Below are 18375 nucleotides of genomic sequence, written 5' to 3'. Positions count from 1 at the left end.
ATTCACCCTCGATGTAACGATTTCCTGGCATCTTAGAATCATGTGTCCAACCATCTGTCAATGAATCATCGTGTGTACTATTGGCTACACCATCTCCCACTGTCACAACATCTGTCCAAGTTTTACCGTCTTGGCTGACTTGGATTTTACCATCACGAAGATAGTTTTGAGTTCCGTCTTGGATGTAGGCTCTGATCTTCTTGATAGTGCGTTCGCTACCAAGTTTCAAGGTTACATGGCCATCTTTATGGGCATAGTCTGAAAACTCAACGAAGTTGTTGTAGACACCGTCAAACAATTGATCGAGGTTATTAATCTTACGAACATCATTGCTTCCGTATGTTGGATGAATACCCATAGTTGTAGATTCTAGTTTGGTTGGTTGCACTTCTTTAGTCGTTACAAGGAGAGAAGTGGCTGTCACAGCTTGTTCTTGATTTGTTTTATTCACAAGACGAACATAACGTACCAAGTGGGTTGCGACAGTTCTGTCTGTCAACTGGCTAGCTGGTGTCCATTCTTGAGCATTTGCAGAATACTCTAGACTGAGTGCTGGATTTGTTTGACCTTGGAGCTGGATGCTTTTGACTTGATGGATACGGTCAAGTTTCATTCCTAGATAGCTATTTGCAGGAAGTTTAGTTCCAGCTGGAATTTGAAATTCATAACGACCAAGGCTATCAAATATTGGCGTTTCTTTCAAGGCATCCACGTTGGTATCTGTTAAGTCGCTATTTCCAGAACGTGTCTCAACAGAGAAGTCTTGGATACGCCACCAAAGGTCACTTGCCTTGGTATTGCGTACTCGGATGTAACGAGCATTGATAGCTCTAGTCACTTCCTTAGTTTGTTCTCCTGATAGGCGATCTAACTCTTGCCATGCAGATCCATCTGTAGAGTACTCAAGTACACCTGCGGCAAGTTTATCGCCAGTTCCTTGACGAAGACGAACTTTAGTGACTGACTTGACTTCACCTAGGTCAAGTTGTGCCCAGGCATCTACTGGAGTCGTATTGCTGCCGTCAGCATTTGCCATCATAGCTTCTGTATTATCTTTACCATCAGTAATTTGACTTGCTGATGTTCTCAATTTATAAACTAGATTTGAGCTGAGGCTAATTGTAGCAGTTTGTTGTTTACGAGCGTTCTCTACTGGACGATTTACTGCAATCTCGCGAACTGCAAACCAGGTATCATCACGATCTTCTGTAGCAATCATACGTACTGCTTTAGCTTTGATGTTAAGATTTTCAAACTGAACAAGTGACTCATTACCAACATAAGTTGGTTCTTTCAAACTTACCCAATTATCTTTTTCATCTTGATACTGCACTTCAGCCTTACTAAAGGTATCACGTGGATTTGCCTGAGTTCCCATAGCAAAGGTCAATGTTTGGATATCTACCGGTTTGTTAAATTTCATACCGATATAATCACCTGTCTTGATACTATTTGGTGATTTAATGAGGGCATGTGTTGCTAGGTCACCATCTGTTACTTCTGCCAGACCACCTTCTACACCCGTTCTATTAGTAATGAAACTACTAATGATTTGATCTGGATGCAATACTTTTTGAACTTCAGAAGCTAGAACTTCTTTCAAGGATAGGATAAATGGACGGATATGTTGAACACCCAATTCAGCCTTTTCAAGATGGTCTACATAATGGAAGGTATGAGTTTGAGACTGTTCGTACAATTTCAAACCTTTATAGTAGCTATCCCAAAGTTTGGCTGCATCATTTGTAGCCATAGCCTCTGTTCCTGTTAGGAAGGCATCAAGGGCATTCATTTGGTCGATTGCATTATCCAACCAATAGTGGATCTGTGCAACCATTTTTTTATCACCTGATGCTTTATAAAGTTCAGCCGCTTCTTTAATCTTGGCAAACTCTGCACGCAAGGTTGCACGTTCTGCAGTTACATCCTGACCCGCTTTGAGCTTAGTCATGAAGTCTGTCAATTTTGGAGCTAATTCAACTGATTCTTCTAGTTTAACGACACGACCATCCATGTTTTGGTTAATCATGTGCTTACCGAGTTCGCGGAAGGCTGCTGATACCTTGCTATCTTCAAAATGACCATTTTCAACAAAGTTGAAGGCAATGTCATTGAGTTTCTTAGCTTCTTCTTCTGATTTCCACTGTTTCCATGTATATTGAGCTCCAGCGAAGAGGGCAATCTTAGATGGTTCAGACTGTTGCATTGGATTCAACATGATACCAGACAGCAAGCTTGGATCTACATTTGGATGAAGGAATTTTTCACCACCACCTAGAATCAAGTGTTGTTTAGAGTTATCTGTAACTGGCCAGTTCACCCAAAGTGATACTGGACGATAAGTTTTACCACCTGCAGTTAGATTGTTCTTGAGAGTTGATAGGAAGCCTTCAGAAACTTCACCCCAAATCTTACCACCCGTCAAGGTCATAGAGGTTGAACTTGGGAGATTTTCATTTAGAGATTTCAACTCTGCTTCACGCCCATTACCCCAATACTGACCTGGAACAAAGATCATTTCTTTGCGAAGACCGCTATAAGTTCCTTGCATTTCTGTCAACCAGTTGGTCATATCCTGCATCAAGCGGTTGTAGCTATTGTAGCCTCCAACTGGGCTCGGTGCATCATCGGCTAGAATACCAAATTCACGGACACCCACTTTCATCAACTGAGTAAATTTAGCCTTGATAGTTGCCAAGTCTTCTTGGTAATGCGCTTCATTACCAAAGCGGATGCGGTTGTTCATGAATGGATGGATGGTCCAGACATAGCGAGTTTTACTTTGATTTCCGACGCGAGCAAGTTCACGAATTTCAGCTAGTTTTTCTTCTGGGTAAAGCTCACGCCATTTCTTGTTGTGGTATGGATCATCTTTTGGTGCGAAGAAATATTGGGTCAATTTCAAATCGCCACCAAAACGCATGAGTTCAGCACGATCGGCATTAGACCATGGATTTCCATAGTAACCTTCGATGAAACCACGATTCTTGATTTCAGCGTAATCTTCCACTGTCACATTGCGAAGAACTGGAACTTGACTTTCTTTGAGCATATGTTTCAAGGTTGTCAAACCATAGAAGACCGCATCAGTGTCTTTTCCGACGATGGAAATCGAATTATCCTTAATGCTCAAGACATAGGCGTCAATCTTGTCAAAGAGACCTGCTGAAACATTGGACAAGTTTTGCTCTGCTTGTGAGCCTTGTCCATGCACCCCAAGATAGATATTGGTTGCGCCAGCGATTGCTGCCTTACCAGTTGTATAAGATACTTGATTGTCCTGCAAGACACTCTTCAAGCGATTGCGAGTATAGATATCGAGTTGATCGCCCATGACCAGATTGACTTGCTTGCGAAGGGCTGTGACTCCTTCTCCATAAGTCACTTTTTGTGGCGTTGGGAAAACCTTGTACTCTTTCTTGAGATAATCTGCGCTCTTGCTGGCAGCTGCAATACTATCTTCGCTAGCTGGTTTGCTTGCTGTGAATTGATCCGCCAGTTCAACTGTTCCATCACCTGTTTGCTCGACTTTTGGAGTTTCAGGTGTAGATGGTTGTTCTGGTTCTGGTGTTTCTTGTCCCTCTTTGATAGGTTTCAATAGATGAACTTCAGCTGCACTTGCAAAGCCCCCAACACCTGATAGAACTTTCAACTCAATCTTGTTGGTATGAACCGCCGCAAAGTTAACTGTTTTTTCTTGAGCGTTGTTGTCCCAGTTTCCTTCTGAAACCTTGACCATTTGGCCATCTTTTTGTGCGTAGATTTCGTAGCTAGTCACGACTCCATTTCCACCACCTGGACGAGGAAGATAAGTCAAACCATTGACTTTTTCTGCTTCTTTCAAGGTCATAGAAAGAGTGTACGGAGCAGTATCACCAGTCCATTTAGTATGCCAGAAGGTGTTTGGATCATTGTCAAAGGCTTTTTCAACAGTGCCTTCAGTCGCTGTTCCTGGTGTTTCTTGACTAGTTGCAGAAACTGTGAAATGATCTGTTGGAATCAAACGAGGATTTACAAATGGTTTATCTGACAACTCTGCACTATGTAAAATTCCTTTGAATCCCCCGATGCTTTCAAGCGGTAGAACCAAGCTATTGTGAGCAAAGCGAGGGTGATCTGGATTTGCGATACGTTCAATCTTCTCACCATCCACATAGAATTCCGTTGATTGTGGTTTAGTCACAATAGAGATTTGATAACGTTTGTTCTTTTCAAGTTTTTTCTTGAACTGGATATGGAACTGTTCAAATTGATAAGCAAGATAGCCGTCTTTATCAGCTAGATAGATACGGTTGTCTCCACTTGTTGAGAAGGTTTGTTCACCGTCTCCAGTGACAGTTACATCAAACTTCAAGACATGACTTGGACCAACATCACCAGCTAATCCTTCGATACTACTGTCTTTGTCAAATGCTAAGCCTTGATCAGATGCTTTTACTTTCTTACTTGCATAGTTTTTCACTGTTTCAGGATTGATAGTAAACAAATCACTTTGATCAATCTCTTTTTCAGGATTTGACTGTGGCGCATAAGGGCTCGCTGGTAGGATACGTTCTGCAAATGTCGCTTCCGCACGGTCAGATCCCCAAGTGCGTTCTGCAGTTGTTTGCATGCTCTTAAAGAAGCGTTTAAAGATATCATAAGATGTCAAACCTGTCTCATGAAGATCAATATTGTCATTCCAAACTGCGTGGCCACCACCAATTACATTTGGATTTGATGCTTCTAGAAGTGGACCATGACCTGTTCGGAAATCATTTGGTGTCCACCTATTATATTGTGTTTCATAGTTAGCATAGTCACCATAAGCTGTTTGACGATTATCACCATTTGGTACACTATAGGTTGGAATATCTGTTATGTTGATAATCTTAGCTCCCTGAGCAATAGCTTCTTTTGGTTGCTGCCAGCCAATACTCCAGATATCAACTTCTACATCTTTCCAATCAACCGCTGTTTTACCTCGTTTCGCACTGAGCGATCCCCAAATACGAGGTGTATAGCCTTTCCCTTTAATGTATTTAATAAGGTCATTGACATAACGACGATAGCTTTCTCTACTTCCGTAGTATTCATCCGTTCCGATATGAACAGTAGATACCCCATGAAGTGGTGCATCTGGACCATCAAGAAGTTTATCATAAACTGATTTGACAAAAGCCAGCGTTTCATCGTATTTATTATCTAGATCGAGCATGGCTACGCGTTCTACGTTATGTTTACCTCTGTAATCGCTCAGGCTACCTTGATACATGAGATCTGGACGAACTTTGACAAATGACAGAGCATGACCTGGCGTGTCAATTTCTGGAACTAGATTGATATGCAAGGCCTTAGCAAGTTTAATCAGATTTTGCATCTCTTCTTTAGTATAGTGCTCGTCTGATGTTAATTTTTGACCATTCTTACCGACAATATCTGTCTCTACACGGAAACCTGTCTTAGCATGTTCTAGAACATACTTAAGCTCTTCTTCTTGTGTTAGATTCTTACCTGCCAAGTGTTCCTTTAGGAAGATATAGTTATCGTTGAGATGCAACTGCAAGTCGTTCATCTTGTAGTAAGCCATATTGAGCATGATGTCTACAAGGGTGTCATAAGGAATAAATTTACGACCTGTATCTAGCATAAAGCCACGGTGGCTGAAACTTGGGAAATCACGAATTTCTCCATTTTGGAGATTGCTTTCCCCCATTTGAAGAAGAGTACGAGTAGCATAGAAGGCTCCTGTGTTCGTTGCAGCTTCGATGGTAATGACACCATCTTGGATAGTGATGGCATAACCTTCCTTACCATAACCCTTGTTTTCAACTTTTTTAAATTCAATTCGTTTTTGAGCCTGCTTGTCACCTGTCGCAAGTTCCAATCCACGACTAGCAAGATCTGACTGGTAGAAGGTTGCAGCCTGATCAAAGCCTGAATCTCCTGTCGCAAGAACTGTATCTGAAGTGATAGAAGATTGACCTTCTTTTCCATACCATTGTTGAACAGCTGGTGCTACTTTTGGTTTGATACCCACACCTTCGTCCTGATGTAGCCCCTTGATGACTACTTCAAATTCTTTAGTAAAGGTATGTGAATCTTTAATTTGCTCTACCATAACTTTAACGCGTTGATCAGTCAAAGGCTTATAGATATGATTTTGAAGGTCAATCACACCTTGTTTGTTGCTACCGATAAGACTGACTTTTCCTGGTAGAGTTGGCAAGACAAGAGACTGTCCGTCTTTAGCAACAGTCAATTCTGTAACCTGACGGATATCCGTTACCTTACTTGTATCAGGAATATTCGAATAAGCTCGAATTTCTTGAATACCAACGTTTCTCCAGCCCATTGTGCCCGCTTGATAGTCATTGATTTCTAACTTGAGATATTTAGCTTGAATACTATTGGCTAAGTCAACTTTCTCATCTAAAACAGGTTCTCCAGTCTTGGTATGAGCTAGTTTCCATTGTTTTTCTCCACTAGCATTTACATCATCTTGACCTGCATAGTAGAGGCTCCAAGATTTGATATTTGGATCATTTTGTCCCTTGCGGACACGGCGATCCCAATCAATCTCTACATGCCTAATAAGTGTAGTTTTTGGAAGAGTTAATTCGAAAGTTGGTTTGTTAATATTTGGATTTGTTGCCCAACGAGTATCAGGATCCCCATCTACTGCCTTGTCAGCAGTAAAAGGAGTTCCAGTTTCTGAGTCGTTTGCTTGGACAGTGACACCTTCTAAGTGGTTACGATCTTCTCTATCTTCAATTTGATTTTCAACCGGTTTGATTGTAGGTGTAGCTGGTTCTACAGGTTTAGAATCTGCTTTTGGTGTTTCAACCGGCTTCAGAGTCTCAGCTGGTTTGGGAGCTGTTGGAGTTGTTGCTGGGCTTGTTTCTTCAGTTGCTGCAGGACTTGTTCCTGCAGTATTTTCATGATTTTCTTCATGACCTGCATCTGCCGTTGCCTCTGATTCTGCTTTCTTTAAAACAGCTGCTAAATCGTCCGGCAACTTATCTAGTGGCTGAGCTTGTGTAATTGTTCCTTCTTTCTCAGGTGTTCCAACTGTCTCTGCAGCTTGCACTACATTTGCACCAAAGATACTAGCACCTATCAATACAGAGGCTGCACCAATTGCAAATTTTCGAATACTATAGTGACAACGTCTTTCAAAAAAATGTCTATCCATCTTTCTCCTATTCCTTTCTCCCACTTATTACAGTAAGCGGTCTCATTTTCCATTTGAAAATGGAGAGAACCTAGAGGTTCTCTCCAACTAAGTTATTTCTGTCTGAATTCTAGTTCCGATAAACTCTAAAATCGAGTCTTCTTTAATTTTCTTTACGTTTTGTTGCAAGGACAGCAGCAGATAAGGCAAGACTGATGCCTGCTAGGAAGATAGCTGTATCAGATTGGCTTTCTCCTGTTTCTGGCAATCTCTTCTGATCTTCTGTTGAAACTGAAGTTTTAGATTCTGCAAGTTTTCCTTGACCCAATTGACTAATCCGATACTCAGGTTTTTCAATAGTTGGTGCTGCTTGATCACCTGCTGTAGCCAATAGTCCTGTGTAGGCTGGCTTTTCGTTTACCAAAGCTTCTACCGCATTGACTCCACCTTTGTATTCTGGCAATTCATGTACCAAAGCTTCTACTGCATTAGCTCCGCCTTTATATTCTGGAACTTCATTGACAGCTGCTTCTACTGCATTAGCGCCACCTTTGTATTCTGGAACTTCATTGACAGCTGCTTCTACCGCATTGGCTCCACCTTTGTATTCTGGAACTTCATTAACAACTGCTTCTTCACCTGCTGTTCCAAGTGGTCCTTTATACTCAGGTACATCAAGAATTGGTGCTGCTTCTTCACCTGCTGTTCCAAGCGGACCTTTATACTCAGGCACTTCAAGAATTGGTGCTGCCTCTTCACCTTTACTACTTGTAGGAGCATCTGGTTTCACAGTCTGATCTTGTAGTTGGTTGAGATATTCTGCAAAGTAGGCAACCATTCTTTCAGTCAAGAGATGGTTATCCATAGCATATTTCATGCTAGCTACTACACTTGCTACTTCCTCTTGATTCTCTTTGCTGGTTAATTTTTGAGCTTTTGATAAAGCTGTTTCATAACCTGACAAATCAAGAGTTGTTTCTGCAACCTGTGGACGACTAAATATCAACTCAGCAGCGGCTTGATATCTATCACCACCGTCTCCATAAGTCTTAGTACCTGTCAAAACGATTTTCTTAGCCTTGATTGTCTTACCAAAGTCAATGTCTTTTGGTTTATTGTTATCTGGCCAATCAGTTGCAGTGAAAGTATGTTCTTTACCAGACTCATCTGTCACAACCAGTTTCACATCTCGCAAGTTACCATTTGATCCTGATCCGCGTGGCACATAACGGAAGCCTGTGATTTCTGTCGCTTCTTTCAAGACCATAGTTGCAGGTTTACCAACATCTCCACCATTCCAAGACGTATGCCATAGACTTGATAAGTTACCATCAAAGGCATTTGCTAAATCTTCTCCCGCTTGCGCTGGAGCATTTAGACTTTCAAAGTCTTCTGCTACCAAGGCTGTTTTCTTTTGTACCAAGGCATTCTTCAGAGCGTCAATCTTAGCAATTTCGGCACGCGCTTCTTCTACACTAATGTCATCATCTGCTTGGCTGAGGTTAAAGACAGCCTCCTTCAAGGCATCCATAGATTCCTTGGTATAGTTGGTCATGGCAACCGTTGGCAAATAGTTCTTCAGAGCATTTTCTGTCAACATCTTACCAGTTAGAGTGACTTCCTCAATTTGAAGTTTATCCATGATAAAGTCATTGTAACCACGGAAGTTAGCATTTCCACCAGAATCTCCACGAGTATTGCTTGCGTTACCAGTTGAGTAGATACCCACCCAAGTATCGCCTGTTTCTGCACCTGTTACGAGGAAGGTTACCTTCTTAGCTTTCTTAGAATCTGTCCAAGTATTTGGTAGTTCATGCATTTCCAAATTACTTGCTTGATTACCGCGACGTCCTGATTGGAATTCTCCCTTACCGACTACAAAGGCGTAGGTATTGTCAGATCCTGCTTCGTATTCAAAGGTTACACGATAAGTCTTACCAGCTTCAAAACGGAAGTTTTGAGGAATTGTTTGGTAAACCAAGTTACGACGGCTCACTAGTCCATTTGTCTTCAATGACCAATTTCCTTCGATAACATCATCGACTTTCTTACCATTCCAATCACGTTGTGTATATGGATCATGTTTTTCAGATAAGTGAGTACGATTATCCTCAACCCCTTCGATACCACCAATTACAAATGGGAAAATCCCTTGAGCAACATTTTCAAAGTCTTGTTTAAATGTTCCTTTACCTGTATCATGATTATCTCCGTACATACTTGAATTGTTTTCGAAGGTACGAATTTCATCAAAGTAAGTTGCTTCATCACCAGCTTCACGACTCAAAGTAAGAGTGACATTTGATACATCTGAACCCGTTGTAAAGAAGGCATACATGTTTTGGAAGTAACTTGTATCATCAACTGTAGCATTGTCACGACGAGTATTATGGGCATAGGCCTTGACATAGTTAAGAGCTAGTGACTTATTGGTATAGCTAGTCACTTCTTTTTCACCAGTATTTACTGTGATACTTGCCTTAGCATTACTACGATTATCAACACCGACATAAACGGCATACTTAGTATTTGGTTTCAAGCCAGTCAGTTTCTGAGTAAGGCTGACTGTGCTCTTATTGCCTTGGATACGAAGCATTTCATTTGCGCCTTGTGATTTGACAATTTCTGCCTTAGAAGCATCACCAGAAATAGTCCAGTGTTTCAAAGTTCCACTGTTAAATCCTTGGTCATAGATGTGCATGCCTTCGCTCCATGACATTTCAGGATTGGTTTGTTTTGAACGGTAGAGAACGTATGGTTGATTTGCAGTAAGATCAAGGGTAATCTTACCATCTTTCACAGCTACTTCCTGTTCTTCAGTCTTACCTTGGTCAGTTAGTTTATAAAGGTAAACCTTACTATTCGCCCAGTCGCTAGGAAGCGTCCAAGTTGTTGCACCAGCTTGCGTATTGAAGTAGTACATTTTTTCCTTATCAGTAGGAAGTTTCTTACCATTCGCATCCCAGTTCCAAGGAGTCAAGTAAGCTAAACCATCTTGGATGACACGTCCGTTGAGAGTTACTGTACGTTCACGGTATTGTGGGCTATTGACATCGTTTGACTTACGAGTCACAACTACTTTATTGTTGTCAGCATCTACCAATTCCACTCGCATTTCTGGAGTCCATTTATAGGTGCTACCATTGTCAGACATTGTAACAGGTGTTCCATTTTCCCATTTGCTGACAGTGAAATGTTGGAAGTACTTGGTCATGACATCATGGGCAAACAAGTTAGTTACATAGCCATTGTAGTCGCTACGACCTTGCCAACCTTCAAAGTCTTTCATGCTGTAACCACCTAAAAGTGGATAGTTGGCTGCACCACCGTAACTTCTGTAATCCCCAACCCAAGAATCTTTTTGGTGGTTGCGGATAAAGCGCGTGATAGCACTGTTGATACCTTTATTAGTATAGCCACCATAGGTCAAGTCAGCTGCCCAGTGTTGGAAGGTAGAGTCGTATTCACCACCATGACCCCACTCAATCGCAAAGCGCCAGCCTTGTTTGTTAATTTCTTTAGCAAGAACGTGGGTAGCCCATGCACCATTATCACCTGATTGGCCATTGCCCCAAACGTCCACATAGATAAAGTCGAGACCTTCACCAAGTTTTTTCTTCAATTCTTCCCAGCGAGCTAAGCGACCATGCGCCAAGTCATAAGCAGCATCAATGTTAATACCTTGGTCTAGCCAGTTCCAACCATAGCTGTAGCTTCCATCTGGATTCTTACGAAGAATATTTTCGTTAAAGTATTTAGACTCAGGATAAGTTTCAGAAGCGTTGACGTGGATACCTAGATGAGCTCCATATTTCTTCGCTTTCTCAATCAAAGCCTTGAAATCTTCGACACCACCAATACGTTTACCAATATCAGCATAGTTCAAGTGGCCTGAGTCATGACCTTCACTACCATAACCTTTAAGGAGAACACCTTGTCCAAGACCATCTGTATGGAGATTAATCTTCTTGATACCATCCAAGGTCATAAGGAATGGATTTTGTGCTTGAGAACCAAAGTTCATCGCGATACGGTAAGCTGTGATATCCTTGACTTTTTCCCAACCTTGAGGGTTGTTCATGATACTACGATAAGCAATGGCACCATCTTGCCAGTCCACTTTCTTATCCGCATTAGCATCTTCAGTGATCACAACCTTAGCACTTGGAAGTTCTTTAGTGTACTCTGGGAAGACAATACCCTTATAAGCTTTTTCCCATTGCCACTCAGAACTATGAATTCCGACATAGTTGGCATTTCCAACGGTTTCTTTATAAGCCGTCAAACGGGTCCAGTCATTAGAGCCACCACCGTAACTGTTTTGAGAATTACTCCAAACACCTGCAGCAAGCTTATCTGTAGAAACAAATCCATACATGTAACCCTTAGCCAAATCCTTCATTGGATTGGTTACTTCAATATGATCATCCCCGCTGACATGCGTATTGTTTGACATAGTTGCCCCATCAAACTTAGCACCAGCTTGCTCACTAGAAACAGATACTAAAGCATTCCCGAGGAAACTAATAGTAGAGAGTAATTTTCTTTCATCGTCAATCTTTTGACCTGGAGTGACTTGATTGTGGTTGACAATCTTAGTTACATCAAAATGTAATTGATTGTCCACAACTTGCAGACGAACTGTCATATCCGCATTGATAAGATTAGCCTCATCACGGAGTTTCATTTCATATTCTGCAGTTGTTTCATTAATTTTCTTATAAGTAACCTCAGGAGTGATTTTATGGTTATTGATAAATACTTTATTGAACTGTTGAACCTGTCCTGGTAAAGTATGGCCATTTAGCGTATATTCCTTGACACGTGGAAAGGCTTGGTCAATCACTGCTTTTAGGACTTTAGACTGGATGGTATCATAAGTCACTTTACTATCATCTACCACCGCACCAGTTTCTTTTTCAGCAGTAGCTTCAGTAGCTTGAACTCCGTCTTGATTGTCAGTCTTAATATTTACAACTGTCTTTTCAGTACCATATGTACCAGCTTTAAGTAAGATTTTCTTTTCATTTTTAAGATTTTCATTAACAGCAGCTGGCAAAGTAACCGTATCAAAAAGTTTTACATCATTATTTGTTGCATTCAGCTGACCATCTGATTTTAAGCTAATAGTCAGATGATTCACTGAGCCATTTACTGGAGCTGCAACACGGCCTCCCTGATACCATGTGCTATTACCTGGTGTCTTATATTCCCAGAACCAACCTTCTTTGTCATATCCAACAAAGACATTATTATTTGTATCTTTAAATTTCAAGAAAACACCAAAACGTGATTTGCCTGTTTCAGATTCTTCTTTGAAAGTGAGATCTACATTCGCATTCCCATTCGCATCCACAGTCAATCCTTGCTTTTCAAACAAAGCTGGTTTGCTAGCATTGTCATTTTGATCTGTTGAAGATAACTTATTGTAACGAACACCATTTTCTTCACGAATAGCAACAGTCCCTTGCTGTTCTTTTCTTGCTACAGTTTGCCATTCAGGAGTGACTTCCTTTGGTGTCTCTGGCTTAGCTGTCGCTGGTTTTTCTTCTTTCGGCTTATCTGCTTTTGGCTTTTCTTCAACTGGTTTTTCAGTTTCCTCTAAATTCGCTGGTTTTGAACTAGAGATTCCCTTAATATGATCTTGAATCCATTTTAATTGAGCTGGAGAGAAAAGGATCCCTCCACTACGGACACCGACCACACCATTTTGATGAACTCCAATCAATTTACCATCCGTGTCAAAGATACCGCCACCGCTAGCACCTGGTTGTCCACCTTGATAACCAACTCCTTGAACACCTTCACCATAAGATTCAGCAAAATCCACAGCAGTGTTAATAACTGGCGCCAACTTACCAGCAGGATAGCCAAACATATTGACTTTATCCCCAACTTTCTTAACAACTGGCTTTTCAGTAACTTCAACAGGAGCATTTTCAAGAACTGTACGCAATCTCACAAGAGCCAAATCGTTCTTATAGCCCTTTAGATAACCATCTCTATCCCAGTGAATCACATCTTTTTTACTAAATTTTACATCATCTAAACCAGGGTAGGATATACTAAAAATATCGCCATCTCCTTTATCATTATCCACAACTTTACGAATATTTCCATCTTGTTGATCCTTGATAAAGTTGTGAGAAACAGTCAAAACAAGATCCTTACCAATGACAATACCACTACCTTCTCCTGATGGAGTCTTAATCTTAACAGTAGCGCCATAGTTCAATTCTCCATTTTTTGTTTTGGCAACATCTTCAGGAACTAGACTACCAGTATCTTGTGCTAATTGATCTTTATTTACCTCTTTACCATTATCAGTAGCTTTTTCAACTTTACCTTCTAATTCTTTCGGCAACTTGTCAGTAGTTTCTTTGTTTTCCTTTTCAAGAGCTAGTAACTCTTCTTCAGTTTTTGGTCCATCCGTTGTTTCAGCAGAACCTGGATTTGCTGCTGCAGCTTCTTTATCGAACTCCCGTCCATTATCGCTCGCTTTTTTATCCAAATCAGCCAGCTCACTTGGCAAATTATCTGTTGAGCCAACTGTTGGTGTGTTAGCCAATACTGGAGCAGTAGCAAAAAAACTAGCCCCAATCATAACTGAAGCAGCACCTAGTGCAAATTTACGAATGCTGTATGTACATCGTTTTTCAAAAAATCGTTTATCCATTAACTCCTGATTCCTTTCACTAATCTTCGTAAGCGTTTACATTTCTTGTTCGAAAAATACTCCTTTCTATCTGAAAAGTGCAATGCTTAACGTTTATAAAAAATAATTACACTTTTAATATAACAATTTTTAATAGATAAAGCAATAGAAAAGCTAGGAAAATTGCTAATTTTTTTCTTCATTCTGACAAAACCATACTCTGAGATTAAGGGGAAAATTGTCACATAATAAAAAGGATTTAGCATTCCTATCGAATGCCAAACCCTTTATCAATCAGCTTCTATAGATGATTAAAATCTATTTCACATGTTTTGCGAGTTCTTCTTGCGCTTTTTTATTGGATTCTTCTTTTTCTTTCATCCATTTATCTTGAGCTTTTTGGTATTCATCAGCAGTAACTGCCTTGTCTTGAAGTTCCAAGTATTTGTAAAGGAGCGGATCGCTTGTCCCCTTGTTACCAGAGAAGGCAAACGGCATCGTAAATGGTACCATCTTAGACAAGATTGGGCGACCAGTGAGTGATGTTGTTGGAATAATCAAGGCACTATCTGTCAACCAAGCTTGGGCTACAGCATACTTATCATAACGTTTTGCTACATCTATTGTCTCGTTTCCAGCTTCAATTACCAATTTCTCATAGTCGTTTAGACCAACCTTCTTAGCTGCAGCATTATCTGTACCAGAATCAAAGCCAAGGTAGGTTTTAGTGTTTTCACCAACTGATGGTTTGATAATATCGAGGTAAGTAGATGGATCCGCAAAGTCTGGAGTCCAACCAACATTATCTGAAATATCCCAATCTTCCCCAGCTGCTGTTTCAGCAAAGTAGGTAATATTCAAGACTTCATCTTTTTGTAGTTGTTGAATATCAATTACGACATTATCTGCACCCAAGGTTTCTTCAACCGATTGTTTGAAAGACTGTACACGTTGAACTTTTGTAGTTGCTGTCTGGTCAACTGGCATATCTAGGTGAATTGGGAATTGTACTCCCTCAGCTTGTAGAGCTGACTTAGCTTTAGCAAATTCTGCCTTGGCTTTTTCAGGATTATATAGTCCATCTTGGGCATCAGCAAGGTTCACATCCTTCCATTCATCCCCATAAGTCACCAATTTTTCTTTGACCATATCGCCAAAGTTTTTCCCATCTGCTTGGACAAATGTTGGTGGTACAAAAAGATTACGCAAAATTTTGCTTGCACCACTGGCACCGTTCACTTGTGAAGCATAGGCCGTACGATCAAAACCAAAAGCAATAGCTTGGCGGAAATCCTTGTTTAAGAGAGCCTTTTTAGTAGAGGTCTTTTGTTCGTCACTAGTCTTAGAAGTATATTTATAGGACTGGCGGTCAATATTTGTACCAACTAGATAAGTCGTAGAGTCTTGTTGGGTATAGACAATATTATCCTTCATCGTTTTTTCAAGTTCTGCGAAACTTGCACTTGTTGGATAGAGGCGGGCTGCTGTAAGGCTACCATCTTTAAAGTTTTCTGCAGGTTTGCTGGTATCTTGACCATCCCAGAATGACAATTTTATCTTATCAACATGAACATTATCCTTATCCCAGTAGTTAGGATTTTTTGCAAATTCAACGGAAGATTTAGCCACAAGAGATTTTAACAAATAAGGACCATTATACAAGATACTGCTTGGATCTGTCGCTTTAGCAAAATCATCCCCTTTTGAGTTCAAAAACTCTTCATTAACTGGTGCCAAGACACCCATTGTTGTTTTAGAATTCCAAAAACTTTCAGGTTTGTTCAAAGTGTATTGGACTGTTTGATCGTCAAGGGCTTTAATTCCAACTTGAGAAAAATCTTTATTTTCCCCTTTAGCATAAGCATCCAGACCCTTGATTGAATCTTGTACCAAGTAAAGAGCTTGTGATTTCTTATCTGTTGCATATTTAAGACCTGTTACAAAGTCTTGAGCCTTGACAGGAGCATATTCTTCACCTTCAGATGTGTACCACTTGGCATCCTGACGAATCTTATAAGTGTAGGTCAAACCATCTTTAGAAACTGACCAGTCCTCTGCCATAGAGGGAACAAGATTCCCATAACGGTCATTTTCAAGCAATCCATCAATGACGTTACTAGTAATGTTTGAAGTAGCTGCCTTGCTGGTTGTCAAATAGTTGAGATTATCTGGGTCTGTCTCGTAGGTAAAGGCGAAGGTCTGCTCACCTTTAGTAGCAGAACCACCAGAACAAGCCGCTAAGACACCAGCTGCTAATAAAGTGACTCCCGCAAGAGCCAATACTTTCCTTGTTTTCATAGTATTCTCCTTTGTTTTTCTATCCATTATAGACCCTTTTTCTAACCTTGTCAACAGAATTTTCAGAATTTTTGAAAATTATTTTTTAAACAATAAATTTGCAAAAATATGAATAATATCAAAAATACCTCAACTACATTAGGTAGTCAAGGAATTATTGATCATATTTGTAAATAGCATCTGAGAAACAGTTTTAATTCTTTAATCTAACTCATTTCTTACACACTGCAAGGCTGCTCCAATTACCTGGTGCATATCGTAATAACGATAGTGTCCTAAACGACCACCAAAGATAACATTGCCTTGCTCATCAGCCAATTTTTTATATGATGTATACAAATGATTATTACGATCATTATTAACTGGATAATAAGGCTCATCACCTTTTTCCCATGTTTTAGAATGTTCTTTAGTAATGATAGTCTTTGCTTGATTCCCAAACTCAAAATGTTTGTGTTCAATAATTCGAGTATAAGGGGTATCTGCATCTGTGTAGTTCACAACTGCATTTCCTTGGTAATTCTCTATAGCCAAGGTCTCGTTTTCAAAACGAAGACTACGGTACTCTAGTTCACCCAACTTATAGTCGAAGAATTCATCAATCATACCGGTAAAGACAATCTTAGGAAAATCTTTCAGATATTGCTCTTTATTCGCGAAGAAATCAACATTTGTTTCTACATCAATGTTGTCATGCTCCAACATTTTTTCAACTATTTGAGTGTAGCCACCAATTGGAATTCCTTGATAGGTATCGTTAAAATAGTTGTTATCATAGGTCAGGCGTACTGGCAAACGGCGAATGATAAAGGCTGGAAGTTCCGTAGTTGGCTTGCCCCACTGTTTCTCTGTATAGTCTTTGATTAATTTTTCGTAGATGTCTGTACCTACAAGAGAAATAGCCTGTTCTTCCAAATTTTCAGGAGTTTTACCATTTAAAACCGCACGTTGCTTATCAATCTTGGCTTGTGCTTCTGCTGGCGTTACAACTCCCCAAAGTTTATTGAAAGTATTCATATTAAATGGAAGGTTATAAATCTCTCCCTTATAATTTGCGACAGGAGAATTTGTATAACGGTTAAACTCTGCAAACTGATTTACATACTCCCAAATCTCCTTATCCGAAGTACGGAATATATGAGCACCATACTGATGAACTTGAATTCCTTCCTCTTCACGAGTATAGATATTACCTGCGATATGATTTCGTTTTTCAATGACTTTTACTTTTTTTCCTTTTAAGGCAGCTTCATGGGCAAATACTGTGCCAAAAAGACCAGCACCAACAACAAGATAATCGTACATCTTATGCTCCTTTGGAGTTCATTGTATACTTCTTTGATCAGACTAGAAAATCACTCTTATTTCTATTAAAAATAATGCTTATTTCACTTCTTGTTTGTAAAACTCTTTCAAAGCATCTTGCCAAGTTGGAATAACAAATCCAGTAGCTTTAGCTTTAGTCAGGCTCATTGTTGAGTTTAACGGACGTTTAGCTTTTGCTGGAAATTGACTTGAATCTACTGGAAGTACTTCAACATCAGTATCCTTCAAAATTTCAACTGCAAAATCATACCAAGTTGTGTCTTCTGTCGCATCATTCGATAAATGATAGTAACCAAATTCCTTGCAGTTTTCAGCTAGGTAAGTCATGAATTCAGCCAATGTACGAGTCCAAGTTGGGCGACCATGCTGGTCATTTACAACTGTCAATGTCTTATGAGTTTTCGCAAGATTTTGCATCGTGAAAACAAAGTTTTTGCCATAATTTCCAAATACCCAGGCAGTACGGATAATATAAAAATTAGACACATACTTCTCAACTAACTCTTCTCCCATGCGCTTTGTACGTCCATATTCTGTCTGTGGATCTGGTCGGTCATCAACTTCCCACTCTTGTCCAACTGGTTTCTTACCATCAAAAACATAGTCTGTAGAGATGTAAACTAAAGTTGCACCATACTTTTCAGATGCTTTTGCGACATTTTCTGTCCCCGTAACATTGATGGCAAAGTCCAGTTCTTTCCCTTCATCCTCTGCTGCATCAACAGCTGTGTAGGCAGCACAGTGGTATACTAGAGTCGGTTTAACTTCTTCAAAAACTTTCTCAACCATTTCTGCATTGGCAATGTCCATCTCAGCCACATCAACTGCCACGTATTCTTCATTACGCTCATCCAATAAATAGCGAAGTTCAGTTCCTAATTGACCTTTTGCTCCTGTAATTAAAATCATCTCTACACCTTTCTAATCTGTAACTCTTTCCAAT

General features: G+C 40.1%; 5 protein-coding genes. All 5 read right to left on the bottom strand.

The window, feature by feature from the left end; translation table 11 throughout:
* Window positions 1-7174 (bottom strand): beta-N-acetylglucosaminidase domain-containing protein (locus D8849_RS05280; RefSeq protein ID WP_125386413.1); only part of this gene is annotated, 7174 nt, incomplete at its 3' end.
* A 142-nt stretch (window positions 7175-7316) separates the two neighbouring features.
* Window positions 7317-13829, bottom strand: a complete 6513-nt coding sequence (locus D8849_RS05275) for a SpGH101 family endo-alpha-N-acetylgalactosaminidase (protein WP_125386412.1) — start codon at window positions 13827-13829, stop codon at window positions 7317-7319.
* A 297-nt stretch (window positions 13830-14126) separates the two neighbouring features.
* Window positions 14127-16106 carry a peptide ABC transporter substrate-binding protein gene (locus D8849_RS05270; RefSeq protein WP_020901560.1) on the bottom strand — a complete coding sequence of 660 codons (1980 nt, stop codon included), beginning with the start codon at window positions 16104-16106 and terminating at the stop codon, window positions 14127-14129.
* Between the two features lie 201 nt (window positions 16107-16307).
* Entirely contained in the window at window positions 16308-17411 is a 1104-nt protein-coding gene (glf, locus tag D8849_RS05265) for a UDP-galactopyranose mutase (protein ID WP_125386411.1), read from the bottom strand.
* A 78-nt stretch (window positions 17412-17489) separates the two neighbouring features.
* The gene (rfbD, locus tag D8849_RS05260) at window positions 17490-18341 is read right to left on the bottom strand and encodes a dTDP-4-dehydrorhamnose reductase (RefSeq protein ID WP_125386410.1); all 852 of its coding nucleotides are present in this window, start codon (window positions 18339-18341) and stop codon (window positions 17490-17492) included.
* Window positions 18342-18375: the final 34 nt, after the last annotated feature.

Origin of the sequence: Streptococcus mitis, assembly GCF_003942765.1 — a bacterium.
Lineage (GTDB): Bacteria > Bacillota > Bacilli > Lactobacillales > Streptococcaceae > Streptococcus > Streptococcus mitis_BE.
Note: the sequence above shows the minus strand (reverse complement) of the source record. Positions and strands in the feature narration are given on the sequence as shown.

Excerpts from the sequence above, each read along its gene's own strand:
- D8849_RS05275 (WP_125386412.1), bottom strand. The coding sequence starts at position 13,829 with ATGGATAAACGATTTTTTGAAAAACGATGTACATACAGCATTCGTAAA.
- D8849_RS05270 (WP_020901560.1), bottom strand. The coding sequence starts at position 16,106 with ATGAAAACAAGGAAAGTATTGGCTCTTGCGGGAGTCACTTTATTAGCA.
- glf (WP_125386411.1), bottom strand. The coding sequence starts at position 17,411 with ATGTACGATTATCTTGTTGTTGGTGCTGGTCTTTTTGGCACAGTATTT.
- rfbD (WP_125386410.1), bottom strand. The coding sequence starts at position 18,341 with ATGATTTTAATTACAGGAGCAAAAGGTCAATTAGGAACTGAACTTCGC.